Below are 25274 nucleotides of genomic sequence, written 5' to 3' on the forward strand. Positions count from 1 at the left end.
AATCCGGCAGGATCGCCATCCTGGACGTGTGTCCAATATTCAATATTGATTGAGGTACAAGCTATGTCACGGCAATGGATGACGCTGATGGCGATTTTGCTGGTTTATATTCCGGTGGCGATTGACGCTACGGTGTTGCATGTGGCCGCGCCGACCCTCAGCGTGGCGCTGGGTAGCAGCGGCAATGAGCTGTTGTGGATCATTGATATCTACTCATTAGTGATGGCCGGGATGGTGCTGCCGATGGGCGCCCTTGGCGATAAGATCGGCTTTAAGCGCCTGCTGCTGCTCGGCAGCGCCATTTTTGGCATCGCCTCGCTGTGCGCCGCGCTGTCGCCGACGGCCATGACGCTGATTGCCTCACGCGCTTTGCTGGCGGTGGGGGCGGCGATGATCGTCCCGGCGACGCTGGCCGGGATCCGCAGCACCTTTGCCGAGGCCAGCCAGCGCAATATGGCGCTGGGGCTGTGGGCAGCGGTCGGCTCCGGCGGCGCGGCCTTCGGCCCGCTGGTGGGCGGTATCCTGCTGGAGCATTTCTACTGGGGGTCGGTGTTCCTGATCAATGTGCCGATCGTGCTGGTGGTTATCGCGATTAACGCGAAAGTGGTGCCGCGCCAGCCCGCGCGCCGCGAACAGCCGCTCAATCTACTGCAGGCGCTCGTTTTGATTGCCGCGATCCTGATGCTGGTGTTTAGCGCGAAATCGGCGCTGAAGGGCCAGCTGGCGCTGTGGCTCACCGCGCTGGTGGCGCTCGGCGGGGCGGCGATGTTAACCTGGTTTATCCGCAAGCAGCTGTCGGCGGCCCGCCCGATGGTGGATATGCGCCTGTTCACCCATCGCATAATCTTAAGCGGGGTGATGATGGCGATGACGGCCCTGATTACCCTGGTCGGTTTTGAGCTGCTGATGGCCCAGGAGCTGCAGTTTGTGCACCAGAAAACGCCGTTCGAGGCGGGGATATTTATGCTGCCGGTAATGGTGGCCAGCGGCTTCAGCGGCCCGATTGCCGGCCTGCTGGTGTCGCGGCTTGGGCTGCGCGAGGTGGCGACCGGCGGGATGCTGCTCAGCGCCTTCAGCTTTCTCGGCCTGGCGTTGACCGATTTCAGTACCCAGCAGTGGCTGGCCTGGGGGCTGATGACGCTGCTGGGCTTTAGCGTGGCCAGCGCGCTGCTGGCCTCCAGTTCCGCGATTATGGCGGCAGCGCCGAAGGAGAAAGCGGCGGCCGCGGGGGCGATTGAAACCATGGCCTATGAGCTGGGCGCCGGTCTCGGCATAGCGCTGTTCGGCCTGATCCTGACCCGCAGCTACAGCGCCTCTATTGCGCTGCCGTCTGGCCTGAGTGGCGCCATGGCGCAGCAGGCGGCGTCATCGATTGGCGAGGCGGTGAGTCTGTCCCAGGCGCTGCCCGCCGGGGTGGCGCAGGCGCTGATGGCGGCGGCGAAGACGGCTTTTATTCAGGCTCATAGCCTGGTGCTGGCGACGGCGGGTGTATTGCTTCTGCTGCTGGCCGCCGGGATCTGGCGCAGCCTCGCCACCGTGGCGAAACCGCAGTCGGCGCTATAGCTGCAGCGACAGATCCATCGCCGCGCGCCGTAGCGGGGCGAGAGCCTTCTCTTTTAACGCCGCGGCGCTGACCGTCGCGGCAGGTACCCCGACATTCAGGGCGGCCACCACCTGACCGTGACGCGACAGCACGGGTACCGCCAGCGAGCACAAGCCTACCTCGATCTGCCGGTCGGCGAGGGCATAGCCCTGCATGCGCACCCGGGCGATCTCTGCACGTAAACCGGACAAATCGCACAGGGTATGCGGAGTGTAGCGAATAAGCGTAACTCGTGACAACGTCACTTCCAGCTGTTCCTCCGGCAGCGCGCTCAGCAACACCCGCCCCATCGACGTGGCCCACGCCGGCAGGCGGCTGCCGCGCCCCAGATCGATGCTCAGTAAATTATTGACCGCCGCGCGGGCAATATAGAGCACGTTATCCCCGTCGAGCGTGGCCGCCGAACAGGATTCGCCGAGCGCTTTGCCAAGATTATCCAGCGCCGTCTGCGCCACCTTGGCCAGCGGCGTGCCTGCCAGATAGGCGTGGCCGACGGCCAGCACCCGGGGGAGCAGTTCATAGCTACGGCCATCCGGACTGTGCACCATGCCCAGCGCGGCGAGGGTATACAAACAGCGGCGTACCGCCGCGCGCGAGATTTGCGTTTTCTGGCTGAGCTGGGAAATGGTCAGCCGCTGGCGCTGGGGGGTGAAGGCGTTAAGGACCTCCAGCCCGCGGGCCAGAGATAGCATAAAGTTAGGGTCGTGCTCGGCCTGCCTGGCGCTCAGCGTATTGGGGATATTGTCGCTCATCGCATCCTTCTCCGTTGCAGCGTAAAGCTCACGGCAGATCACTATACCTTGCGCAAAATGGGGCGCGCTGAATTGTGCCGGTTTTACCACCACGATCACATTAATAACCGTCTTTTAACAAATGCGTCGATAATCGCACAACATTTCGATTATCGCCGTTGACCATCCGCCAGGCTGAACCCTATTGTCAATGGCACAGACCCCCGTTATGGATGTGGGTACAAAAAGTTATATATCTCATCAGGAACAGAAAATGACTGCCACCGTAGAGCAAATCGAGAGCTGGATTGTGGATGTCCCGACCATCCGGCCGCATAAATTGTCGATGACCACCATGGGCTGCCAGTCGCTGGTGATCGTGCGCCTTACCCGTTCCGACGGCATCTGCGGCATCGGCGAAGCCACCACCATCGGCGGCTTGAGCTATGGCGTTGAGAGCCCCGAGGCCATCTCGTCGGCGATCACCCATTATCTGACGCCGCTGTTAAAAGGGCAGCCGGCCGATAACCTGAATGCGCTGACCGCCCGCATGAACGGCGCCATTAAAGGCAACACCTTTGCGAAGTCCGCCATCGAAACCGCGCTGCTCGACGCCCAGGGCAAAGCCTTAGGTCTGCCGGTATCAGCCTTGCTCGGCGGCGCGTTGCAAACGGCGTTGCCGGTGCTGTGGACCTTAGCCAGCGGCGATACCGCGAAAGATATCGCTGAAGGAGAAAAACTGTTGGCCGAAGGCCGCCACCGGGCGTTCAAACTGAAGATCGGCGCGCGTGAACTCGCCACCGACCTGCGTCATACCCGCGCCATCGTTGAAGCGTTAGGCGACCGCGCCAGCATCCGTGTCGACGTCAACCAGGCCTGGGACGCCGCCACCGGCGCAAAAGGCTGCCGCGAACTGGCGGCGATGGGCGTCGATCTTATCGAACAGCCGGTCAGCGCCCATGATAATGCCGCCCTGGTGCGGTTAAGCCAGCAAATTGAAACCGCGATCCTCGCGGATGAAGCGGTCGCGACCGCTTACGATGGTTATCAGCTGGCGCAGCAGGGCTTTACCGGCGCTTACGCGCTGAAAATCGCCAAAGCCGGGGGGCCGAACAGCGTGCTGGCGCTGGCCCGCGTCGCGCAGGCGGCAGGGATTGGCCTGTACGGCGGCACCATGCTGGAAGGCACCGTAGGGACCGTGGCTTCTCTGCACGCCTGGTCGACGCTGCCGCTGCAGTGGGGTACCGAGATGTTCGGCCCGCTGTTGCTGAAAGACGATATTGTCAGCGTGCCGCTCACCTTTGCCGACGGTCAGGTGGCGCTGCCGCAAACGCCGGGCCTTGGCGTCGAGCTGGATGAAGACAAACTGCATTTTTATACCCGCCAGCCGTAGCGGGGAACAGGAGAAAAAAATGTTATTTAAAGTGGAGATGACCGTCAATATTCCGCCTGGCTTTCCCGCCAACGAGGCGGAGGAAATAAAACAACGCGAAAAAGCCTATTCGCAACAATTACAGCGGGAAGGCAAATGGCGGCATATCTGGCGCGTTGCCGGCCTTTATGCCAACGTCAGTATTTTCGATGTTCAAGATGCCGAAGAATTGCATCAAATATTAATGGGATTGCCGCTATATCCCTTTATGGCGATAAAAGTGGAAGCCCTCTGTCGTCATCCGTCATCAATTCGCGATGACGATCGCTAATAATAATATCTGACCTCACGCCGGTATTACCGGCGTATACCCTGCAAAATATAAGAGAGAACCAGTATGAGTAATGTATTCGTACAACAACCAGCTATTCAGAAATTATTACGCGACAGTGCCGGATTAGATGTTGCCGGCGGCGATGAACGTTTTAAGGCGATTATTCATCGTCTGCTGGAAAATATCTGCACGCTCATCGACGACTATAACGTTACGGAAGAAGAGTTCTGGCACGCGGTAAACTATTTGCACGAGCTGGGCGGGCGTCAGGAGGCGGCGCTGCTGGCGGCGGGACTGGGACTGGAGCATTTCCTCGATCTGCGCCAGGACGCCATCGACGCGGCAGCGCATCGGGAAACCGGCACCCCGCGCACCATCGAAGGGCCGCTGTACGTGGCTAATGCGCCGCTGGCCGAGGGTCACGCCCGCATGGATGACGGCGCCGACGCCGGAGAAGTGATGTGGCTGCACGGTGAAGTCAAAGACACCGAAGGCCGGCCAGTGGCCAACGCTATTGTTGATATCTGGCACGCCAACACCCTCGGAAATTATTCCTTCTTCGACCCAGGCCAGAGTGAGTACAACCTGCGCCGGCGGATCCGCACCGGCGCTGATGGCCGCTACAGCGTGCGCAGCATCATGCCCTCCGGCTACGGCTGCCCGCCGGATGGCCCAACCCAGAAACTGCTGGACAGACTGGGTCGCCACGGCAACCGTCCGGCGCACATTCACTTTTTCGTCTCCGCGCCGGGTCATAAACATCTGACCAGCCAGATTAACCTCAATGGCGATAAATACCTGTGGGACGATTTTGCCTTTGCCACCCGCGACGGCCTGATTGCCGATCCGGTAAAAGTGACCGACCGCGAGATCATCGCGCAGCGCAATCTTGAGGGAGAGCACACCGAGGTTTGTTTTGATTTCACCCTGTGTAAAGCGCTGAGCGCCGACGAAGAGCAGCGCGGGATCCGCCTGCGCGCCAAAGAGTAAGCGGCATTATCGGCCCCGGGCACGCTACTGCCCGGGCCAGATATTGCACTCGAAAACGAAGAATTCACCCTGTTTCTTTCATCCTGAATCCTGCAGGAGGGACCGACTCATGCAAAAAACGCTCTCGACGCTCAAAGACAAAATCAATAATGCCTTAGTTGTCGACCGTGAAAATCATATTTACCGTTGCCACCGCTCTATATTTACCGACCAGCAGTTATTTGATTTTGAAATGAAACATATCTTCGAAGGAAATTGGGTTTTTCTTGCCCATGAAAGCCAGATTGCCGAGCCGGGAGATTATTATACCCTGACGCTGGGACGGCAGCCGGTTATTATTACCCGCTATAAAAAGAATGAGCTGCACGCGCTAATTAACAGCTGCGCCCACCGCGGCGCCATGTTATGTCGACGCAAAACCGGAAATAAAAATTCGTTTACCTGTCCGTTTCACGGCTGGACCTTCAGCAATAATGGCAAATTATTAAAGGCCAAAGATGAGAGCACTGGCGGCTATCCGCCGAGCTTTAAACAAGACGGCTCCCACGACCTGCAAAAGTTGCCGCGTTTTCAGTCCTATCGCGGTTTCTTATTCGGTAGCCTCAATGCCGACGTGCAGCCGCTGGAGGCCTATCTCGGGGAAACCTGCAAGATTATCGACCTGATCGTCGACCAGGCGCCGGAGGGGCTCGAGGTACTTAAGGGTTCGTCGAGCTATGTATATGAGGGCAACTGGAAACTGGGCGCGGAAAACGGCGCCGATGGCTATCACGTCAGCGTGGTCCACTGGAACTACGCCTCAACCATGTCACGCCGCAACTATGAAGCGGAAGGGACGCACGCGGTGGATGCCAACGGTTGGTCAAAAAGCCTCGGCGGCGGCTATGGATTTGATAACGGCCATATGCTGTTGTGGACCCGGGCGCTCAACCCGGAAGTGCGCCCGGTCTATGCCCACCGCGAACGGCTGCAGGCGGAATTTGGCGAACGCCGTGCCGACCAGATGGTCAACGAAACCCGCAACCTGTGCCTGTACCCCAATGTCTACCTGATGGATCAGTTCTCGACGCAAATCCGCGTAATCCGCCCCATTGCGGTGGATAAAACCGAAGTCACCATCTGGTGCTTTGCGCCGAAAGGGGAATCCGACCAGGCCAGAGCGCTGCGAATCCGCCAGTACGAGGATTTCTTTAACGTCAGTGGGATGGGGACGCCGGACGACCTCGAAGAGTTCAGCGCCTGTCAGCGCGGCTATCTCGGCGAAAATCTGCCATGGAGCGACCTCAGCCGCGGCGCGCTGCGCTGGGTCGATGGCGCGGATGAGCATGCGCAACATGCCGGCTTTTCGCCGCGGTTAAGCGGGGTGAAATCGGAGGACGAAGCGCTGTACATCGCCCATCACCACCACTGGCAGACGCTGATGCTGGCGGCCATTGAACAGGAACAACAGCGTTACGACCAGTCCATTACCCAGCGCGTGGAGGTGGCCTGATGCTTAACCTCGAACAGGTTCGCCAGTTTCTCTACTACGAAGCCCGTCTGCTGGACGATCGTCAGTGGGACGAATGGCTCAGCTGCTACAGCCCGCAGGTGGTCTACTGGATGCCGGCGTGGGGCGACGATGACCAGCTGACCCGAGACCCGCAAAAAGAGATTTCGCTTATCTACTACCCCAACCGCGAAGGACTGGAGGATCGCGTCTACCGCATTAAAACCGAGCGCTCCGGGGCCAGTACGCCAGAGCCGCGGACCACCCATATCATCAGCAACGTTGAGCTGATGGGCGAAAGCGACGAGGGTCTGGAGGTGCGTTACAGCTGGGTCACCTGGAGCCATCGCTATCAGCACACGGATGCCTATTTTGGCTCTACCTGCTGCACGCTAATCGAACAGGACGGCAGACCGCAAATCATCCGTAAAACTGTGCGCCTGAATAACGACTATATCCGTCAGGTGATTGATGTTTACCACATTTAAGAGGCGCTTATGACCTTCAATATTGCTCTTAATTTTGAGGACGGCGTAACCCGTTTTATTCAGTGCAATGCCGGAGAGAAAGTCCTGGATGCCGCCTATCGCCAGAAGGTGAATCTGCCGATGGACTGCTCGGACGGCGTTTGCGGTACCTGCAAATGCCACTGCGCCAGCGGTGAGTACGACCTGGGCGAAGATTATCTCGACGAGGCGTTAAGCGACGACGAAGCGCAGAATCGTCAGGTGCTGACCTGTCAGATGGTCCCGACCAGCGACTGCGTGATCAATGTGCCGGTGGCCGCTGCCCAGTGCAAAACGGCCCTGGCGACGCTCGGGGCGCAGGTACGACAGGTGAATTTACTGTCCGATACCGCCATCGAACTGGTGGTCGCCCTCGATGAGCCGCTGGCCTTCCTGCCGGGGCAGTACGTCAACATTCAGGTGCCGGGCACGCCTCATGTCCGCGCCTACTCATTTAGCTCGCAACCGGGTTCCCTCGAAGGGCGTTTTCTGATCCGTAACGTGCCTGGCGGGATGATGAGCCAGTGGTTAACCCAGCGGGCGCGGCCCGGCGATCGTCTTACCCTCAGCGGCCCGATGGGCAGCTTCTATCTGCGCCACGGCGAACGTCCGCTGCTGATGCTGGCGGGCGGTACCGGCCTGGCGCCGCTGCTCTCCATGCTCCATACCCTGCAGACACAGGGCAGCCAGCGTCCGGTGATGCTGCTGTACGGTGTTACTCGTGACTGTGATCTGGTGAAAACCGACGCGCTGGATACCTTTATTCAACAGTTGACGGGGTATCGTTGGCTACCGGTGGTGGCCGATGAAAACAGCACTTGCCCGCAGCGCGGCTTTGTCACCGACCATCTCGACGACGCGATGCTGAACAACGGCGACGTGGACATCTATCTCTGCGGCCCGCCGCCGATGGTTAACGCGGTTGCCACGGCGTTGCGCGACCGCGGGATCACCCCGGCGGGGTTCTGGTATGAGAAATTTATCGCCAGCCAGAGCGCGGCGGCATAAGGAGACAAAATGCGTTTTACCGATAAAGTCGTCGTCATCACCGGCGCGGCGCAGGGCATTGGCCGCCAGACGGCGGAGCAGGCGGCTGCAGAAGGCGCGGCTCTGCTGCTCATCGATCGCTCGTCATACGTCCATGAGCTGGCGGCGACGCTGGCGCAATCCGGCTGTCTGGTGCTGGCGCTGGAGGCGGATCTGGAAGCGTGGGAAAGTACCGAGCAGGCGTTTGCCGCCGGGGTCGCTCATTTTGGCCGTATCGACGTGGTGATCAACAACGTTGGGGGCACCATCTGGGCGCGCCCCTTTGCCGAATATCAGCCGGAGCAGATTGAGAAAGAGATCCGCCGCTCGCTGTTCCCCACGCTGTGGGGCTGCCGCGCGGCGCTGCCATGGATGCTGAAGCAGGGCAAAGGCAGCATCGTCAACATTTCGTCGGTGGCGACGGCGGGAGTGAATCGGGTGCCGTACTCGGCGGCGAAAGGCGGCGTTAACGCGCTGACCCGGTCGATTGCCATGGAGTACAGCGGCAGCGGTATTCGGATTAACGCCGTGGCCCCGGGCGGGACCGAGGCGCCGCCGCGCCTGACGCCGCGTAACGAAGAGCAGCCGAGCGAGCAGGAAAAGGCGTGGTATCAGCAGGTCGTCGATCAGACGGTGGCGAGCAGTCTGCTGCACCGGTACGGCACGCTGGCGGAACAGGCGAATGCGATCCTGTTTCTCGCCAGCGATGAGGCCAGCTATATCACCGGCGTGACGCTGCCGGTAGCCGGAGGCGATCTCGGCTAACGGCGGGTGGCGTACCAGCAGAGCAGGGAGCCGAGACATACCATCCCGGCCCCCTGCCAGAAGGACCACGACAGGGTCGCACTCAGCAGGATCGCCGCCAGCGCAGAGGAGAGCACCGGCGTGAAGTAGGAGGCCGCCGCCAGCAGGCTGACGTTGCCGTGCAGGATGCCAACGTTCCACGCCGCGTAGGCCAGCCCCAGCGCCACGGAGACCGTCATCAGCTTAATGACCACCGGCCAGCTAAACAGCATCGGCGGCTGGTCGCTGGCGAGAAATTTCAGCCATAGCGTCAGGGCGGTTAACAGGACGAACAGCGTAATGGCGTTTTTACCGCGGGCATATTTGGCCGTCACCGTGCAGTAGGCGGCCCAGATAAACGCCCCGACAAAGGCCAGCAGATAGCTAAGCGGGCTGGAAATGACGTTACTGATAATCTCATCGGGCTGTAGCCCATGCTCACCACCCAACACCCAGCCAACGCCCAGCAGGGCGAGAATCAGGCCGGGGATCACCAGCCAGCTGCTTTTCTGGCCATTAAAGAGAATGGCGAATAAAATCGTCAGGCTGGGCCACAGGTAATTGACCATCCCCACCTCAATGGCCTGCTGGCGGCTGGCGGCATAGCCCAGCGACAGCGCGAGGCAGATTTCATAGCTGACAAACAGCACGCTGCCGGCCAGCAGATAGCGACGCGGGATCTGGCGCAGGTTGGGAAAGCCGACGGTAAAGATCAGCAGCAGGCCGCTAAGGCTGTAAATCATCGCCGCGCCGCCGACCGCTCCCAGTCCTTCGCTGACGCCGCGAATCAATCCGACCATCGTGCTCCATAAGATAATGGCGGCGAAGCCGATGGTCGTGGCTCTCTTTTTCTCCATGCTTTTCCTGATGGTTACGCAAATGCAGCCGGCATATATATCATCTTTTTATCGGTGAGGGGCGAAAATTTCCGCCGTTGCTAACCCTTAGGGATTAGCGAAAATGGCCAGGGCTGGCGATTAAGGGGGCGAAGGTTTTCCTCCTTGATTTGACGCAAATTTTCCCGGGATTTTGCTGTTAGTTTCCTCCGCGCGATGAATCAACATCCTGCATGGAGGAATGCAATGGACGTCAGCCGCAGAAAGTTCTTTAAGATCTGCGCAGGCGGTATGGCCGGAACTACCGCCGCCGCCCTGGGCTTTGCCCCTAAAATGGCGCTGGCTCAGGCACGCAATTTCAAATTGCTGCGTGCGAAAGAGATCCGCAACACCTGCACTTACTGCTCCGTGGGCTGCGGGCTATTAATGTATAGCCTCGGCGACGGTGCGAAAAACGCCAAAGAAGCGATCTACCATATCGAAGGGGACCCGGACCATCCGGTGAGCCGCGGCGCGCTGTGCCCGAAAGGGGCAGGCCTGCTGGACTATGTCCACAGCGAAAACCGTCTGCGTTATCCGCAATACCGCGCCCCGGGCTCGGATAAATGGCAGCGCATCTCGTGGGATGAAGCCTTTAACCGCATCGCCCGACTGATGAAAGCCGACCGCGACGCCAACTTTATTGAAAAGAACGAACAGGGCGTGACGGTTAACCGCTGGCTTTCCACCGGCATGCTGTGCGCCTCGGCGGCAAGCAATGAGACCGGCATGCTAACGCAGAAGTTTGTGCGATCGCTGGGTATGCTGGCGGTAGACAACCAGGCGCGCGTCTGACACGGACCAACGGTAGCAAGTCTTGCTCCAACATTTGGTCGCGGTGCGATGACCAACCACTGGGTGGATATCAAAAACGCCAACGTCGTGGTGGTGATGGGCGGTAACGCCGCCGAAGCCCATCCGGTGGGTTTCCGCTGGGCGATGGAGGCGAAAAATAATAACGACGCCACGCTGATCGTCGTCGACCCGCGCTTTACGCGCACCGCGTCGGTGGCCGATATCTATGCGCCGATTCGTTCCGGTACCGACATTACCTTCCTGTCGGGCGTGCTGCTGTACCTGATCGAAAACAATAAGATCAATGCCGAGTACGTTAAGCATTACACCAATGCCAGCCTGCTGGTGCGGGATGATTTTGCCTTCGAAGAGGGGCTGTTCAGCGGCTACGATGCGGAAAAACGCCAGTACGATAAATCGTCCTGGAACTACCAGTTCGATGAAAACGGCTACGCCAAACGCGATGAAACGCTCAGCCACCCGCGCTGCGTGTGGAATCTGCTGAAGCAGCATGTTTCCCGTTACACGCCCGAGGTGGTCGAAAACATCTGCGGTACGCCGAAAGCGGACTTCCTTAAAGTGTGCGACGTGCTGGCCTCAACCAGCGCCGCGGACCGCACCACCACCTTCCTGTATGCCCTGGGCTGGACGCAGCACACCGTCGGCGCGCAGAACATCCGTACCATGGCGATGATCCAGCTGCTGCTCGGCAATATGGGGATGGCCGGCGGCGGCGTCAACGCCCTGCGCGGCCACTCTAATATTCAGGGGCTGACCGATTTGGGCCTGCTGTCGACCAGTCTGCCGGGCTATTTGACGCTGCCATCGGACAAACAGACCGATCTGCATAGCTACCTCAGCGCCAACACGCCGAAGGCGACCCTGCCCGAGCAGGTGAACTACTGGAGCAACTACCCGAAATTCTTCGTTAGCCTGATGAAATCCTTCTACGGCGAGGCGGCGCAAAAAGAGAACGACTGGGGCTTTGAGTGGTTACCGAAGTGGGACCAGGCTTACGACGTTATCAAATACTTCAACATGATGGATAACGGCAATGTCACCGGCTATATCTGCCAGGGCTTTAACCCGGTTGCCTCCTTCCCGGACAAAAACAAAGTGGTTCGCAGCCTCAGCAAGCTGAAATATATGGTGGTTATCGACCCGCTGGTGACCGAAACCTCGACCTTCTGGCAGAACCACGGCGAGTCTAATGATGTCGACCCGTCGGCGATTCAGACCGAAGTCTTCCGTCTGCCGTCGACCTGCTTTGCCGAAGAGGACGGTTCGATCGCCAACTCCGGCCGCTGGCTGCAGTGGCACTGGAAAGGTCAGGATGCCCCAGGTGAAGCGCGCAATGATGGCGAAATCCTTGCCGGGATTTACCATCGCCTGCGCGAACTGTACCGCACCGAAGGCGGGAAGGGCGCGGAACCCCTGCTGAAGATGAGCTGGCGCTACAAGCAGCCGGACCATCCGGAATCGGAAGAGGTGGCAAAAGAGAACAACGGCTACGCGCTGGCGGATCTCTACGATCAAAATGGCACTTTGCTGGCGAAAAAAGGCCAACTGCTCAATAGCTTCGCGCTGCTGCGCGATGACGGCAGCACCGCGTCGTCTTGCTGGATCTATACCGGCAGCTGGACCGAGCAGGGTAACCAGATGGCGAATCGTGATAACGCCGATCCTTCGGGCCTGGGCAATACGCTGGGATGGGCCTGGGCGTGGCCGCTCAATCGTCGGGTGCTGTACAACCGCGCTTCGGCCGATATCAACGGCAAGCCCTGGGATGCGAAGCGGATGCTGATCCAGTGGAACGGCAGCAAGTGGGGCGGGAATGATATTCCGGACTTCAATACCGCGCCGCCAGGGAGCAACACCGGGCCGTTTATCATGCAGCAGGAGGGGCTGGGTCGCCTGTTTGCGCTCGATAAACTGGCGGAAGGGCCGTTCCCGGAGCACTACGAGCCGATGGAAACCCCGCTTGGCACTAACCCGCTGCACCCGAAGGTGGTCTCCAGCCCGGTGGTGCGGTTGTATGAAGAGGACGCCATTCGCTTAGGTAAGAAGGATAAATTCCCGTATGTCGGGACAACCTATCGTCTGACCGAGCATTTCCACACCTGGACCAAGCATGCGTTGCTCAATTCCATCGCGCAGCCGGAACAGTTTGTCGAAATCAGCGAAGGGCTGGCGAAAAGCAAAGGTATCGCTAACGGCGATTGGGTGAAAGTCAGCAGCAAGCGCGGCTTCATTCGCGCGGTTGCCGTGGTGACCCGCCGACTGCGCACGCTGAACGTCAACGGCCAGCAGGTGGAGACCGTCGGGATCCCGCTGCACTGGGGTTTTGAAGGCGTGGCCCGCAAAGGCTACATCGCCAACACCCTGACGCCTAACGTTGGCGATTCCAACTCGCAAACGCCGGAATACAAGGCGTTCCTGGTCAACATCGAGAAAGCGTAAGGAGCGATTCAATGGCGATGGAAACCCAAGACATTATTAAACGCTCCGCGACCAACCCGATCACCCCCGCGCCGCGCGCGCGGGACTATAAAGCGGAAGTCGCCAAGCTTATCGATGTCTCCTCCTGCGTGGGCTGTAAAGCCTGCCAGGTGGCCTGTTCCGAGTGGAATGACATCCGCGATGACGTGGGGCACTGCGTCGGGGTGTACGACAACCCGGCGGATCTCAGCGCCAAATCCTGGACGGTAATGCGTTTTAGCGAGACCGAACAGAACGGCAAACTGGAGTGGCTTATCCGCAAGGATGGCTGTATGCACTGCGCAGAGCCGGGCTGCCTGAAGGCCTGCCCATCCGCCGGGGCGATTATTCAGTACGCCAACGGCATCGTCGATTTCCAGCAGGAAAACTGCATCGGCTGCGGCTACTGCATTGCGGGGTGTCCGTTTAACGTCCCGCGCCTCAATAAAGAGGATAACCGGGTCTATAAATGCACCCTGTGCGTGGATCGGGTCAGCGTCGGCCAGGAACCGGCCTGCGTGAAAACCTGTCCTACCGGCGCGATCCACTTCGGTACGAAGAAAGAGATGCTGGAGGTGGCCGAGGAGCGGGTGGCTAAGCTTAAAAAACGCGGTTATGCCAACGCCGGGATTTACAACCCGCCGGGCGTCGGCGGAACCCACGTGATGTACGTCCTGCATCATGCCGACCAGCCGGAGCTGTATCACAAGCTGCCGAAGGAACCGCAGATCGATACCAGTATCAGTCTGTGGAAGGGGGCGCTGAAACCGCTGGCGGCGGCGGGCTTTATCGCCACCTTCGCCGGGCTGATTTACCACTACATCGGTATCGGGCCGAACAAGGAAGTTGACGACGACGAGGAGAAGCATGATGAGTAAATCGAAGATGATTGTGCGTACAACGTTTATCGATCGCGCCTGTCACTGGACGGTGGTTATCTGTTTCTTCCTCGTGGCGCTGTCGGGAATATCGTTCTTCTTTCCGACGCTACAGTGGCTAACGGAAACCTTCGGCACGCCGCAGATGGGGCGTATTCTGCACCCGTTCTTTGGGGTGCTGATTTTTGTCGCGCTGATGTTTATGTTCGTGCGCTTTGTCCACCACAACATCCCTGATAAACAGGATATTCCGTGGCTGAAAGGCATCGTCGAGGTGCTGAAAGGCAACGAGCATAAGGTGGCGCGCGTCGGTAAGTATAACGCCGGGCAGAAGATGATGTTCTGGACCATCATGAGCATGATTTTCGTGCTGCTGGTGACCGGGGTGATTATCTGGCGCCCATATTTTGCGGAATATTTCCCGATGCAGGTGATTCGCTATAGCCTGCTGATTCACGCAACATCGGCCATCATTCTGATCCACGCCATCCTTATCCATATGTATATGGCGTTCTGGGTGAAGGGGTCGATTAAGGGAATGATTGAAGGCAAGGTGAGCCGCCGCTGGGCGAAGAAACACCACCCGCGCTGGTATCGCGATGTCGAACGCCTGGAAGCGATGAAAGAGAGTCGTGAAGGGATGAAGTAAGCCTTCACGGCGCGAAACCCGCTCCGGAGATGTCGGAGCGGGTTCCCGGCAGTCAGCAGTTCGTGATAAGTGTATCGATTGAATCGATAACGCCCTGGCGCGCATGACTCAGATTGCAGACGAAATCCTGTGGCGGGATCCGTTTATTATTTAAGTTACTGCTCATTGGCGTACAAAGTAAAAAGCTGTCAAATTCTATATTTATCCTTGGTACGGCATGCTGATGCCAGCGTGGTAACTGTTGTGGTCGCATTAAAGGAATAATGACTCTCGTGGCCAGGTCTGCATAATAATCATTCTGCACGATCATATAATATGGCAGGATTTTATTTGTCTGAGCAGAACAATTTCGATAAACATTGAATTATTCAAGCATCATAGCACCCTGAAAAATTCATCATCAGTAAGAGTGCCTCCTTTTGCAATAAATTCATTCATTGCGGCAATGAATTCCTTGTGCTGTCGCTGTTTATCTGCTTCTCGTAAATCCTTACCTGGCTGTTCTGACGCCTTCTGGACGGGTACGTCAGTGGGTCTTTTACGTAGCGTATTACTTTTGATCATAGGCTCCTTGCGGTTGGTTCTGTGATTATTTACTTTACCCACTAAAAAATAAATACCAGCAGTAAGTTTAATATTTATTTTGCGAGACAGCTTCCAGAGGGAAGTAACAGCCTGAAATATTCATGGTTATAGTAATAAACCTGGCGCTGGCATTAACCAGCGCGACGGGAAATAATCAAAACTTCTCCGGAATAAAGCGGAAAGGAAAATTAGTCTGTTTCATTTTGCCAATTTTGCGCTTCGGCAGCGTCACAGGCTCCACCGGTAAAGCTTCATAGGGGATCTGCGACAGCAGATGGGTGATGATATTCAGACGCACGCGCTTTTTATCCTCTGAGCGGGCGACGAACCACGGCGCCCAGGCGGTATCGGTGGCGGCGAACATGGCGTCGCGGGCAGCGGTATATTCATCCCAGCGGTTGAAAGACTTAATGTCCATCGGCGAGAGCTTCCAGATTTTACGCCCGTCGTCGATGCGATCCCGCAGACGGCGCTCCTGCTCCTGCGGAGAGACCTCCAGCCAGTACTTGAGCAGAATAATGCCCGATTCGACCATGCCGCGCTCCACCATCGGCGCGCCGTCGAGGAACTTCTGCACCTCCTCCGGCGTACAAAAGCCCATCACCCGTTCGACGCCGGCGCGGTTATACCAGCTGCGATCGAAAATCACGATTTCGCCGGCCGCCGGGAGATGCTTGATATAGCGCTGAAAGTAAAGCTGGCTTTTTTCGCGCTCGGTGGGCGAGGGTAAGGCGACGACTCGGAAGATACGCGGGCTGACGCGCTCGGTGATGGCCTTAATGGTGCCGCCTTTCCCGGCGCCGTCCCGGCCTTCAAAGACAATGCACACTTTCAGTCCTTTGTGTACCACCCAGCGCTGCAGTTTCACCAGCTCAACGTGGAGTTTGCGCAGCGCTTTCTCGTACGCTTTGTTGTCGAGCGGCGCGATTTTTGCCGCCGTGTCGACCGGATTACCGCTTTTCTTGTTGCCCATCGCCATGCTCCGTGTTGCCGAGGTATCCCTTTGAAGTGTAATCCTCCCCCGGCGAGGCGGTGGAAAATTATTCGCCGGGTTTTCCCGCCAGGATGACTTCCAGTCCCACCCGCTGCCCCCACGACAGCTCCAGGGTGTTACCGTCCGGGTCGGCAAAGAAAGCGAAATAGCCCACCGGATCGCCCAGCTGCTCCGGCTCCCGGCGTAAAACACCTTCCCGCCGTGCGAGGGCCACTTTCTCATCGATCTCGGCCTGGGTGGCGCAGGCGACGCCGAGATGGCCGAACGGTCCCAGCGGCGTATCGGCCGGATCGTCACTTTGCACCAGCACCAGGGCGAAAGGCCGGGTGCGGTCGCTGAGCCATGCCACTTTCCGCGCCGAGGGGAGGTCGGGCTCGCGCTGGTGAATGACGGTCATCGCGGTATAGCGGGTATAAAAATCGATGCTGCTGGCCAGACAGCGGACGGTAAAGGCGACATGAGTAAAACCGACATCAACACTTTGCATGGATAATTCTCCCAAGGTGAACGATGTTTTGACTTTACAACCTCAAGTTAACTTGAGATCAATGAGGTGTTTATCTCTTTGAGCTCACTGATTTTGATAGGGGATTGTTACTGCGAAACCATGCCGCCGGTATGCCACGCGGCTGGGGAACATGAACGAATCAGGCTGTTGTATGGAGGAAACTGCCGTCGGGCGTTTTTAGCTGGTGTGTCGGGGCGGGATGGTAAATAATGCCGGCCGGCTCTCAATACCCCTATAAGATGTATGAAAAAAACGATTTTTTCACTGGCGCTGGGCACCTTTGGACTTGGCATGGCGGAGTTTGGCATTATGGGCGTGCTGCCGGATATGGCGCACGATGTCGGAATATCCATACCCGCCGCCGGCAATATGATTGCCTGGTATGCCTTCGGCGTGGTGATCGGCGCGCCGATCATGGCGCTGCTCTCCAGCCGGTTTTCCCTGAAATCGGTGATGCTGTTCCTGGCTGGCCTGTGTATTCTCGGCAATACTCTGTTTACCTTCTCCAGTAGCTACGCCATGCTGGCGCTTGGCCGGCTGGTTTCCGGGTTTCCCCACGGGGCGTTTTTTGGCGTCGGCGCGATTATCCTGTCGAAAATCGCGCCGCCGGGGAAGGTGACCGCCGCGGTGGCGGGGATGATTGGCGGCATGACGATCGCTAACCTGGTTGGCGTCCCGGGTGGCACCTGGCTTGGGCATCACTTCAGCTGGCGCTATACCTTTGCGCTTATCGCGGTATTTAACGTGGCGGTATTTCTGGCGATCTTCTGCTGGGTGCCCACGCTTTATGACCGGGCCAGCACGCGGCTGCGCGAGCAGTTCCGTTTTCTTGCCTCCCCGGCGCCGTGGCTGATTTTCGCCGCCACCATGTTCGGTAACGCCGGCGTGTTTGCCTGGTTCAGCTATATCAAGCCCTTTATGCTCAATGTATCCGGCTTTGCTGAAAGCAAGATGATGCTGATTATGATGCTGGCGGGGCTGGGAATGGTGGTCGGCAATCTGTTCAGCGGCAAAATTTCCGGGCGCTACAGCCCGCTGCGCATTGCGGCCATGACCGACGGGGTCATTGCCGTGACGCTGCTGCTGATCTTTGCCTTCGGTGAACAGAAAGTCGCTTCGCTGGCGCTGGCGTTTCTCTGCTGCGCGGGACTATTCGCCCTGTCAGCGCCGCTGCAGATCCTGCTGCTGCAGAACGCCAAAGGCGGCGAGATGCTGGGGGCGGCCGGGGGACAGATCGCCTTTAACCTCGGCAGCGCCATCGGCGCCTTCTGCGGCGGAATGATGATCGCCCAGGGCTTTGGCTGGAACAGCGTGGCGCTCCCCGCCGCCGCGCTGTCGTTTCTGGCGATGAGCGCCTTGCTCATCTATGGCTGCCATCAGCGGCGACAAGCTTACTAACGACGCCTACTCACGCCAGGGTTCGCCCAGGGTAAGCATCAGGCGGTTGGCCCAGGCGAAAAAGGCCGCGGACTGCAGCAGATCCAGCTGGGCCAGAGTATCTAAGCCCTGCTCATCAAGCGCCGCCAGATGATCGGCGTTTAACGCGGGTGGCGTCACCGATAGCGCGGCGGCGGCGTCGATTTCCGCCTGCCAGCGCGGCGATTGCCCGTCGCGCAGATCCTCTCCCGGCGTCACCGCCAGCAGCGTGTCGACGGCGGTCTCGTCCTTCGCCAGCTGCGCCGCTTTGCGGGCATGCACCGAGGCGCAGTAGATACAGCCGTTGATTTTACTGGCGACCGTGGCGGCCAGCTCGCGTTCGGCGCGCGGCAATCCTCCCGCGGTATAGAAAATGCCCCTATCGGTCAGGGTCCGCTGCTCCAGCACCGGCTGGTTGCGCGCCAGCAGGCGAAAGTAGGGGGAGTCGCTATGGCCATATTTGGCCAGAATCGCCTGTTCTTCAGCGTTGAATTCCGCCAGCGGTTTATCGGCCAGCCAGGGTTCCCAGTGCAGCTCGTCGCGGGTGAAGCGAACCGGGGCCGCTTTGCCGCTCTGCGCGTACGGGGTGGTATGCCAGTATCCGGCGACCAGCGGCGTATCTGCGCTGACGATGGGCTTATGGTTGAGCGTCCGCAGGCCCAGCAGCAGTCGGCTCTGGAAGCTGACAAAGGCTACCAGCTGCGCCAGGGTGACGATGCCCCGCAGGCTCCAGCCCGCGCTGGTTAAGGTGTGCAGCGCGCCGGGAGTGGCTTCAACGGGGGTGAAGGTGAGCAGGCGGGCAAAGGCCAGCGCCGGGACCAGACGATCGGTGGTCGGATCGGCGAGGCCGAAACCGGCATAGTGCGCCGCCAGCGCGTCCGCCTGGTGCAGTTTCGCCACCTTCGCGGCCACCGCGAAGCGTTCATCAAGAGGAAAGTCAGCGTCCTGCTGGCGGAACAGCACTTCATAACTTCCCTGGGCGTGACGGGTGGCGGCATCGCGGACGGCGCGCGCCTGATAAAGCGGGGAACCGGGGGTAATCTCCGCCAGTTCGGCCAGAATATCCTGACTCAGCGTCATGGGGACTCCTTATCTGATGTGGGGGGCAATATGCTGGGCGATCAGCTCAATGGAACGCAGCGTATCCCGGTGCGAAGGCTCGACCGAGTGCACCTGAAACGAAATATCGGTGGCGCGGGCCAGCACGCTGTCCTGCGCCAGGGAGGCAATAACATGCTCAGGATCGCCAACGTGGGCATCCAGCTGTTGCAGATAGTCGGTGACACTGTCACCTTCTATCGTATGACCCGCCGCCCGGTGCTGAGTCGCCTGCTTGCGCAGACCGGGCTCGGCGACCTGCAGGGCGTGGGCGTGACTGTCGGCGACGAAGGCGGTGCGCGAGGCGAGGATCCGCGGCGCAACGCCGTCCGGCAGCGCCGCCAGGTAGGCGTCAATGATCGGGTTCTGAATGGCGTCCAGCGGCAGACGTGGCTCGCCGGGTGGCCGTGGCTGGGTGCGGGACAGCATCAACCCGTGTCCCGCCTGACCGGCGCGGATGGCGCCCTCCGCAGAGAAGGTGGCGATCCAGATACGCTCCGCCAACTGCGGCGCCGGCGGATAGAGACGGTTGTCCGGGTGGCTTAGCGTGTCGCCGCGCCAGGCGCTATGGATCAGGTGCAGATGGTCGGCAAACGCCGCCCCGCGCTGCTCGCTGGTCAGGCCGAAGGGCAGAAACGAGGTTGGCGTGCCGCCGGAGCCAAAACCCACCTCCAGACGTCCGTCGGTGAGTAAATCCAGTACCGCCGCGTCTTCGGCGACGCGCAGCGGATTTTCCATCGGCAAGGTGATAATCGCCGTACCGAGGCGGATCCGGTCGGTCTGCGCCGCGACGTGGGCGAGAAACACCAGCGGTGAAGGCAGGCCGCCTTCCTGTTCATGAAAATGGTGCTGGGCAATCCATGCGCTGTCGAAGCCCAAACGCTCCGCGTGGCGGATCTGTTCGGCCGCCAGCCGGTAGCGCGTTTGCGCGGAGCCCTGATCGAGCAGACGGGTAAAAAAACCGAGGCGTTTTGGCATTATGCGTTCTCCGTGTGGGCCTGTGCTAAGCGGGAGGAAACCTGGGGAATGGCGGCGATCAGTTCGCGGGTGTAGGCCTGCTGCGGGGCGGCGAACAGGCGGTTTACGTCGCCATGCTCCACCACCTGGCCGGCGCGCAGCACCGTGACGCTGTCGGCGATCCGCCTGACCGTCGCCAGATCGTGGGTAATGAACAGGTAGCTCAGACCCAGCTGCTGCTGTAGCTGCTGCAGCAGGGTGAGGATCTGCGCCTGAACGGTGACGTCGAGCGCCGAAGTCGCTTCGTCAAGGACCAGTATCGCCGGCTCGAGGATCAGCGCCCGGGCAATCGCCACCCGCTGGCGCTGGCCGCCGGAAAGCTCCCGCGGCGTACGCGACAGCAGCTCGGGGGCCAGGGCCACCCGGGCGGCAACGCTCTCCACACGCTGGCGACGCGTCGCCGCGCTGAGGCGCTCAAAGTTTTTTAACGGCTCTTCGATAATCGCAAACAGCGTCTGGCGCGGGTCGAGCGAAGCGAAGGGGTTCTGGTAGACAAACTGGATCTTGCGCCGCAGCTGACGCTGTGCCTCGCGGCTGAGATGCCCGGCGTCAATACCGTCGATGGTGACCTGTCCGGCGTCGGCGCGCTCAAAGCCCAGCAGGATCCGCGCCAGGGTGGTTTTCCCGGAGCCGGATTCGCCCACCAGCGCATGGGTGCTGCCGCGTCTGACCTCAAAGCTGACGCTGTCGAGCGCCTGCAGCGCCTGTTTGCCCAGCGAGAAGCGTTTGCTGATCCCCTCCACGCGAATGGCCGGCGTGGCCAGCGGCCGGTGACGCGCCGCTGTTAGCCTCAACGGCGCATCCTGCAGGTCGTGGAGCAGCTGGCGGGTGTAAGGATGCTGCGGACGCTGGACAATCGCCTCGGTGGCGCCTTGTTCCTGAATCTCTCCCTGGCGAAACACCATGATCCGGTCGGCGCGTTCGGCGGCCAGCGCCAGATCGTGGGTGACAAACAGCACGGCGGTGCCCGACTCGCGACGCAGGATATCGAGCAGGTCGAGAATGCGCTTCTGCACTGTGACGTCGAGGGCGCTGGTGGGCTCGTCGGCAATAATCAGATCCGGCTGCAGGGCAATGGCGATGGCTATCAGCACCCGCTGTTTCATCCCGCCAGACAGCTGATGCGGATACTGGTCAAAACGCTGTTCCGGGTGGCTGAGACCGACTTTAGCGAGCAGGTTAAGAACCTGCTGTCGGCGCTCAGCGGCGGAGAGGGACTGATGCAGCCGCAGGATCTCTTCCACCTGCTGACCAATGGTTTTTACCGGGTTGAGCGAATTACCGGGATCCTGCGGGACCAGGCTGATGCTCACTCCGCGCAGGCGATTCAGGCGTATATCCGACCAGTCGCTAATCACTTCGCCATTGAGGACAATCCGCCCGGCATCCCGGCGGGCATTATCCGCCAGCAGGCCGATAATGGCCTGCGCGGTGGTGGTTTTCCCCGAGCCGGATTCTCCGACGAAGGCCAGCATTTCGCCGCGCTGGATGGAAAAGCTGATGTTGTGCACCACCTCGCGCCATTCGCCCCGCGAGCGGTAGCTGATGCGTAGATCTTCAACGGACAAAACGGTCATGGGCGTGCTCCACTCCACTGGCGGCTAAGACGATTGGCGGCAAGGACCACGGCGACCACGGCGAGGCCGGGGAAGGTGGTCAGCCACCAGGCGGTTGACAGGTAATTGCGACCTTCGGCGATCAGTAGTCCCCACTCCGGGACCGGCGGCGGGGTGCCGTAGCCGAGGAAACTGAGGGTGGCCAGGGCCAACATCGCCTGACCGAACTGCAGCGTCGCGAAAGCAAGCACCGCAGTGAGCGAGTTGGGCAGAATATGGCGCCAGAAGACGGCGAAAAAGGTGCCGCCGCTGCCCCGGGCCGCCTCGACGTAATCGCTGTGGCGCACACGCACCACTTCTGCTCGCGCCAGGCGCGCGAAGCTGGCGATAGCCGCGACGCCAACCGCCACCGCCGCATTCACCGTGCCGAAACCCAGCAGAATAATCACCGTGAGCTGCAGCAGCAGGGAGGGGATGGCCAGCAGGACATCGACCAGGCGCATGATGGTGGATTCCACGCGTCCGGCCAGCGCCCCGGCGAGGGTGCCAAGGGCGGTACCCACCACCAGGCCGATGGCGACGGCGATCAGCGCCGCCGACAGGGAATGTACCGCGCCGTAAACCACCCGCGTCCACAGGTCGCGCCCCAGCTGGTCGGTACCCAGCCAGTAGTGCGCCTGCGGCGCCAGGCGCTGAGCGCCGGGGATCCCCTCCAGCGGGTTAGCGGAGGTAAACCACTGTGGGGCAATGGCCATTAACAGGGCGGCGATCATCACCGCCCACGCCAGCCACAGGCCAGGCTGCAGGCGCACTCTACGCCACTCCGGGCGGCGGCGAACCGCGATGGTATAGTCGACCAGGCTCATTTCGCACCTCCGGTCTGTAAATGGAGTCGGGGATCCAGTCGCGGCATGACCAGGTCGACCAGCAGGTTGATCAGGACGAAACCGAGGGCGGAGATCATCACCACCGCCTGTAGTACGGCGATATCCTGGTTATTGACCGCCTGCTGGGTCAGCTGGCCGAGGCCGCTGCGGCCGAAGACGGTCTCGGTGATCAGCGCCCCGGCAATCAGTTCGCCGAGCAGCAGCCCGGCAATATTCAGCGCCGGCAGCAGGGCATTCCCCATCACATGGCGCCAGAGGACGCCCGTTTCGCTCATGCCCTTGGCGCGGGCGACCGCGACGAAGGGCTGAACCGCCACCTGATCCATGCTGCGCATCAGGATCTGCGCCAGTGGGGCGGAAATGGGCAGTGCGACGGCGATAACCGGTAAAATCAGTCCTTCCAGTGGGCCGGGGTTGATCACCGGGATCCAGCGCAACTGAAACGAGAAGAGCTGGATCAGGGCGATACCCAACCAAAAGGTAGGTAGAGAGATAAACAGCACCGGTAGCGACTGCAGAAAATTGCTCAGCCAGCGCAGCCCCGGCAGCCGCGAGGCGAAAGCGAGGGCGAACGCCAGCGCCACCGCCAGCAGGAAGGCCGGCAGCGCGAGGCTTAAGGTATCCGGCAGGTTGCTGGCAATCAGACTGCTGACCGCCAGACCCGCCTGCAGGGAATAGCCGAAGTCGCCGTGCAGCATCGCCAGCAGCGTGTGCAGGTACTGGCGCCACAGCGGGCTATCGGCGCCGTAGGCCAGCCGCATCTCCGCAATTTGCGCCGGGCTCAGGCCGAGGTCCGGGTTCTGAAACTTGATCAGCACCGCATCCCCCGGCAGGACCTGCAGCAGGAAAAAGGTGAGGGTAAAGGCCGCCCACAGGACCAGCAGCCCCTGGCCGAATCGTCGCAGAAGATAAGCGCTCATAACCGGCCTCTTAGTGCTTGTCCAGCCACGCGCCGTAGAACGACGGACGACCGACGGCCTCGAAGCTGACGCCTTTGACCCACGGCGCGCCGGCGAACACCTGCGGCTCTTCGAAAATAGGGATCACATAGGCGTTATCGATCAGATAGCGCTGGGCGTCACCGGTTAACTGCAAGCGCTGCTGCGGCTCAACCGCCGCGGAGATGCCGGTCAGCAGGTCATTGAGCTTATCATCGCGGAAGCGCTGCACTTTATCGCTGGAGCCGCCTTTCTGCAGCAGCGCATCGCGGTTGTTGGGGAAGAACATACTTTTCACCACATCCGGGTCGGCGCGGCCCACTTCTGAGACGGTGAGCGGAGTTTTCTGCGGGTCGAGGTTATCCAGCGTACGGCTACCGGCATCCCCGGCTTTGACCGTCAACGCCACACCCACCTGGCGCCACTGCTGGGCGATCAGCTGCAGCACTTCCTTATTTTGCGGCTGCGGCAGCGACTCATAGACGGTCAGCGCCAGCCGCTGACCGTCTTTGCTGCGAATACCGTCGGCGGCGGGCTTCCAGCCGGCGTCATCCAGCAACTGCCGGGCTTTGGCCTGGTCGAAGGTGAGTTTATCGCTGAGATTGACATAGCCGGCGGCAGAGCTGGCCAGCACGGAGGTGGCTTGCGGGTAGTTAGCGGAGAACAGCGTCTCCACCACCTGCCTGGCGTTGGTGGCATGGAGCAGGGCCTGACGCACCCGCAGGTCGGCGACCAGTGGGTTATCCGGGCGGAAGCTCAGGCTGTCGTTGACCCCGCGGGTAGGGGCAGCGTAGATCTTAAATCCCTGATCGGTAGCCTGCTTTTCATCGTAGGCCTGCACCTGGCGAATAAAGCCCGCCTGACCTGCCAGCAGCGCGCCGATACGCACGCTGTCTTCCGGCGTCACAATATAGGTGATGCCGTCGAGGTTAGCGGGCCCCTGCTGGGCAATGTTTTTCGGCCCCCACTTGTAATCCTTGCGCGCCACCAGCGTCAGCTCGCGGCCTGGTTTTTCATCCTGCACGACGAAGGGGCCGGAGCCGATAATATGTCGGGCATCGCCCAGCTCTTCAAAATTACGCTGCAGGGTGCTGAGAGATACCAGACCGGAGCCGATGGTGGCGGTTCCCTGCAGGAAGCCCGGCGACGGCTTGTTGAAGTAGAATTTTACTGTCAGCGGGTCGATCACTTCGCTGCGCTGGTAGTTATTGATGACCTCCGAGACGGGCAGACGATGGGCTTTATCTCCCAGACCATAGGTATCGAAGTTTTTGGCGACGGCGGCGGCGTCCAGCGGTGTGCCATCTGAGAAAGTGACCCCTTTGCGCAGGTGGAAGGTGTACTCGGTTTTATCGGCATTGCTGGTCCAGATCTCGGCGATCCACGGCTCAATCTCCAGCGTTTTCGGGTTCTGCCAGGTGAGCTTGTCGGTTATCTGATTGAGAATCCCGCCATTCGGGTAAAAGCCGCCGGCGGGCGGATAGAGATTGGTGTGCGGTTGCTGCTCCAGATAAATTAAGGTGCCGCCTTTAACCGGCGTGTCGGCGGCCCAGACGGAAAAGGCGCCGGTGAGAAACAGTGCGGCCAGCGCGGGCAGGCGAAAATGACGATGCATGGTGAATTCCTTTGTTATCTATTGTGTTGCCATCATCGGGCGCGGCTAAAAACAAAGGAACCAAGGAATTGCGCTAAGCATTTGCGGAAATTGCATTTACTTCCCGGGTTGGGAAGCGAGAGGACGTGCCAGGGGGATCGCCTCTCCCGGA

General features: G+C 60.0%; 23 protein-coding genes and 1 pseudogene. 12 read left to right on the plus strand and 12 right to left on the minus strand.

Going from position 1 to position 25274, the window contains the following annotated elements; translation table 11 throughout:
* Window positions 1–63: 63 nt before the first annotated feature.
* The gene (gene kmrA / locus RRF55_RS12175) at window positions 64–1563 is read left to right on the plus strand and encodes an efflux MFS transporter KmrA (RefSeq protein ID WP_004175980.1); all 1500 of its coding nucleotides are present in this window, start codon (window positions 64–66) and stop codon (window positions 1561–1563) included.
* Here the strand turns inward: kmrA and RRF55_RS12180 are convergent.
* Entirely contained in the window at window positions 1558–2448 is an 891-nt protein-coding gene (locus RRF55_RS12180; RefSeq protein WP_009485870.1) for an IclR family transcriptional regulator domain-containing protein, read from the minus strand. The genes kmrA and RRF55_RS12180 overlap by 6 nt on opposite strands.
* 115 nt (window positions 2449–2563) lie before the next feature.
* Here RRF55_RS12180 and RRF55_RS12185 point away from each other — a divergent pair, with 115 nt between their 5' ends.
* The 7 genes from RRF55_RS12185 to RRF55_RS12215 all read left to right on the plus strand — a co-directional run bounded on the left by RRF55_RS12185 (window position 2564) and on the right by RRF55_RS12215 (window position 8816).
* Window positions 2564–3727: a muconate cycloisomerase family protein gene (locus RRF55_RS12185; protein WP_072143290.1), complete on the plus strand. Its 1164-nt coding sequence runs from the start codon at window positions 2564–2566 to the stop codon at window positions 3725–3727.
* A gap of 19 nt (window positions 3728–3746) precedes the next feature.
* Complete coding sequence (catC, locus tag RRF55_RS12190; protein ID WP_002906471.1) at window positions 3747–4037, plus strand: muconolactone Delta-isomerase; 291 nt, start codon at window positions 3747–3749, stop codon at window positions 4035–4037.
* A gap of 66 nt (window positions 4038–4103) precedes the next feature.
* Window positions 4104–5030, plus strand: coding sequence for a catechol 1,2-dioxygenase (catA, locus tag RRF55_RS12195; protein ID WP_004214358.1), 927 nt, complete (start codon window positions 4104–4106; stop codon window positions 5028–5030).
* A gap of 109 nt (window positions 5031–5139) precedes the next feature.
* Window positions 5140–6522 (plus strand): Rieske 2Fe-2S domain-containing protein, encoded by a 1383-nt coding sequence (locus RRF55_RS12200; RefSeq protein ID WP_117021843.1) that lies wholly within the window; start codon window positions 5140–5142, stop codon window positions 6520–6522.
* Entirely contained in the window at window positions 6522–7007 is a 486-nt protein-coding gene (gene benB, locus RRF55_RS12205) for a benzoate 1,2-dioxygenase small subunit (protein WP_004898496.1), read from the plus strand. The genes RRF55_RS12200 and benB overlap by 1 nt, the downstream gene beginning before the upstream one ends.
* A 9-nt stretch (window positions 7008–7016) precedes the next feature.
* Window positions 7017–8033, plus strand: a complete 1017-nt coding sequence (benC, locus tag RRF55_RS12210; RefSeq protein WP_117021842.1) for a benzoate 1,2-dioxygenase electron transfer component BenC — start codon at window positions 7017–7019, stop codon at window positions 8031–8033.
* A gap of 9 nt (window positions 8034–8042) precedes the next feature.
* Window positions 8043–8816: a 1,6-dihydroxycyclohexa-2,4-diene-1-carboxylate dehydrogenase gene (locus RRF55_RS12215; protein WP_032411565.1), complete on the plus strand. Its 774-nt coding sequence runs from the start codon at window positions 8043–8045 to the stop codon at window positions 8814–8816.
* Here the strand turns inward: RRF55_RS12215 and yddG are convergent.
* Window positions 8813–9691 (minus strand): aromatic amino acid DMT transporter YddG, encoded by an 879-nt coding sequence (gene yddG, locus RRF55_RS12220; RefSeq protein WP_002906464.1) that lies wholly within the window; start codon window positions 9689–9691, stop codon window positions 8813–8815. The two genes, RRF55_RS12215 and yddG, sit on opposite strands and share 4 nt — an antisense overlap.
* Window positions 9692–9916: 225 nt before the next feature.
* On the opposite strand from yddG, the gene fdnG reads away from it, so the two are divergent.
* The 3 genes from fdnG to fdnI are packed head-to-tail and all read left to right on the plus strand — an operon-like array spanning window position 9917 to window position 14509.
* Window positions 9917–12964, plus strand: a complete 3048-nt coding sequence (fdnG, locus tag RRF55_RS12225) for a formate dehydrogenase-N subunit alpha (protein WP_087835724.1) — start codon at window positions 9917–9919, stop codon at window positions 12962–12964.
* 11 nt (window positions 12965–12975) lie between these two features.
* Window positions 12976–13860: a formate dehydrogenase subunit beta gene (gene fdxH / locus RRF55_RS12230; RefSeq protein WP_004143747.1), complete on the plus strand. Its 885-nt coding sequence runs from the start codon at window positions 12976–12978 to the stop codon at window positions 13858–13860.
* Complete coding sequence (gene fdnI, locus RRF55_RS12235; protein ID WP_002906457.1) at window positions 13853–14509, plus strand: formate dehydrogenase-N subunit gamma; 657 nt, start codon at window positions 13853–13855, stop codon at window positions 14507–14509. The genes fdxH and fdnI overlap by 8 nt, the downstream gene beginning before the upstream one ends.
* A 52-nt stretch (window positions 14510–14561) precedes the next feature.
* Here the strand turns inward: fdnI and RRF55_RS12240 are convergent.
* The 4 genes and pseudogenes from RRF55_RS12240 to RRF55_RS12255 form a co-directional block, all read right to left on the minus strand.
* A pseudogene (locus tag RRF55_RS12240) lies at window positions 14562–14888 on the minus strand (CcdB family protein).
* Window positions 14885–15070, minus strand: coding sequence for a hypothetical protein (locus tag RRF55_RS12245; protein WP_004175994.1), 186 nt, complete (start codon window positions 15068–15070; stop codon window positions 14885–14887). Before RRF55_RS12245 ends, RRF55_RS12240 begins: the two are co-directional and overlap by 4 nt.
* A gap of 178 nt (window positions 15071–15248) precedes the next feature.
* On the minus strand, window positions 15249–16067 hold the full coding sequence (ppk2, locus tag RRF55_RS12250) for a polyphosphate kinase 2 (protein ID WP_004180084.1): 819 nt from the start codon (window positions 16065–16067) through the stop codon (window positions 15249–15251).
* Window positions 16068–16134: 67 nt separating this feature from the next.
* Window positions 16135–16575, minus strand: coding sequence for a VOC family protein (locus RRF55_RS12255; RefSeq protein WP_002906451.1), 441 nt, complete (start codon window positions 16573–16575; stop codon window positions 16135–16137).
* 264 nt (window positions 16576–16839) lie between these two features.
* Between RRF55_RS12255 and araJ the strand changes: the two genes are divergently transcribed.
* On the plus strand, window positions 16840–17994 hold the full coding sequence (araJ, locus tag RRF55_RS12260) for an MFS transporter AraJ (protein ID WP_002906449.1): 1155 nt from the start codon (window positions 16840–16842) through the stop codon (window positions 17992–17994).
* A gap of 6 nt (window positions 17995–18000) precedes the next feature.
* Here the strand turns inward: araJ and RRF55_RS12265 are convergent, their stop codons facing one another.
* From RRF55_RS12265 to RRF55_RS12290, 6 genes are read right to left on the minus strand one after another with little or no spacing between them, the layout of a single operon-like run.
* The gene (locus RRF55_RS12265; protein ID WP_064153378.1) at window positions 18001–19092 is read right to left on the minus strand and encodes an alkylhydroperoxidase domain protein; all 1092 of its coding nucleotides are present in this window, start codon (window positions 19090–19092) and stop codon (window positions 18001–18003) included.
* 9 nt (window positions 19093–19101) lie between these two features.
* Window positions 19102–20088 (minus strand): putative FMN-dependent luciferase-like monooxygenase, encoded by a 987-nt coding sequence (locus RRF55_RS12270; RefSeq protein ID WP_004176005.1) that lies wholly within the window; start codon window positions 20086–20088, stop codon window positions 19102–19104.
* A complete protein-coding gene (locus tag RRF55_RS12275; protein ID WP_048331867.1) occupies window positions 20088–21704 on the minus strand; it encodes a dipeptide ABC transporter ATP-binding protein in 1617 nt (538 codons plus the stop codon). Before RRF55_RS12275 ends, RRF55_RS12270 begins: the two co-directional genes overlap by 1 nt.
* Window positions 21701–22549 carry an ABC transporter permease gene (locus RRF55_RS12280; RefSeq protein WP_004148501.1) on the minus strand — a complete coding sequence of 283 codons (849 nt, stop codon included), beginning with the start codon at window positions 22547–22549 and terminating at the stop codon, window positions 21701–21703. Before RRF55_RS12280 ends, RRF55_RS12275 begins: the two co-directional genes overlap by 4 nt.
* Window positions 22546–23490 carry an ABC transporter permease gene (locus RRF55_RS12285; protein ID WP_002906228.1) on the minus strand — a complete coding sequence of 315 codons (945 nt, stop codon included), beginning with the start codon at window positions 23488–23490 and terminating at the stop codon, window positions 22546–22548. Before RRF55_RS12285 ends, RRF55_RS12280 begins: the two co-directional genes overlap by 4 nt.
* 10 nt (window positions 23491–23500) lie before the next feature.
* The gene (locus RRF55_RS12290) at window positions 23501–25123 is read right to left on the minus strand and encodes a TIGR04028 family ABC transporter substrate-binding protein (RefSeq protein ID WP_087847722.1); all 1623 of its coding nucleotides are present in this window, start codon (window positions 25121–25123) and stop codon (window positions 23501–23503) included.
* Window positions 25124–25274: the final 151 nt, after the last annotated feature.

The sequence above is a fragment of the Klebsiella sp. K47 genome (assembly GCF_051858335.1).
Classification (GTDB): Bacteria; Pseudomonadota; Gammaproteobacteria; order Enterobacterales; family Enterobacteriaceae; genus Klebsiella; species Klebsiella pneumoniae.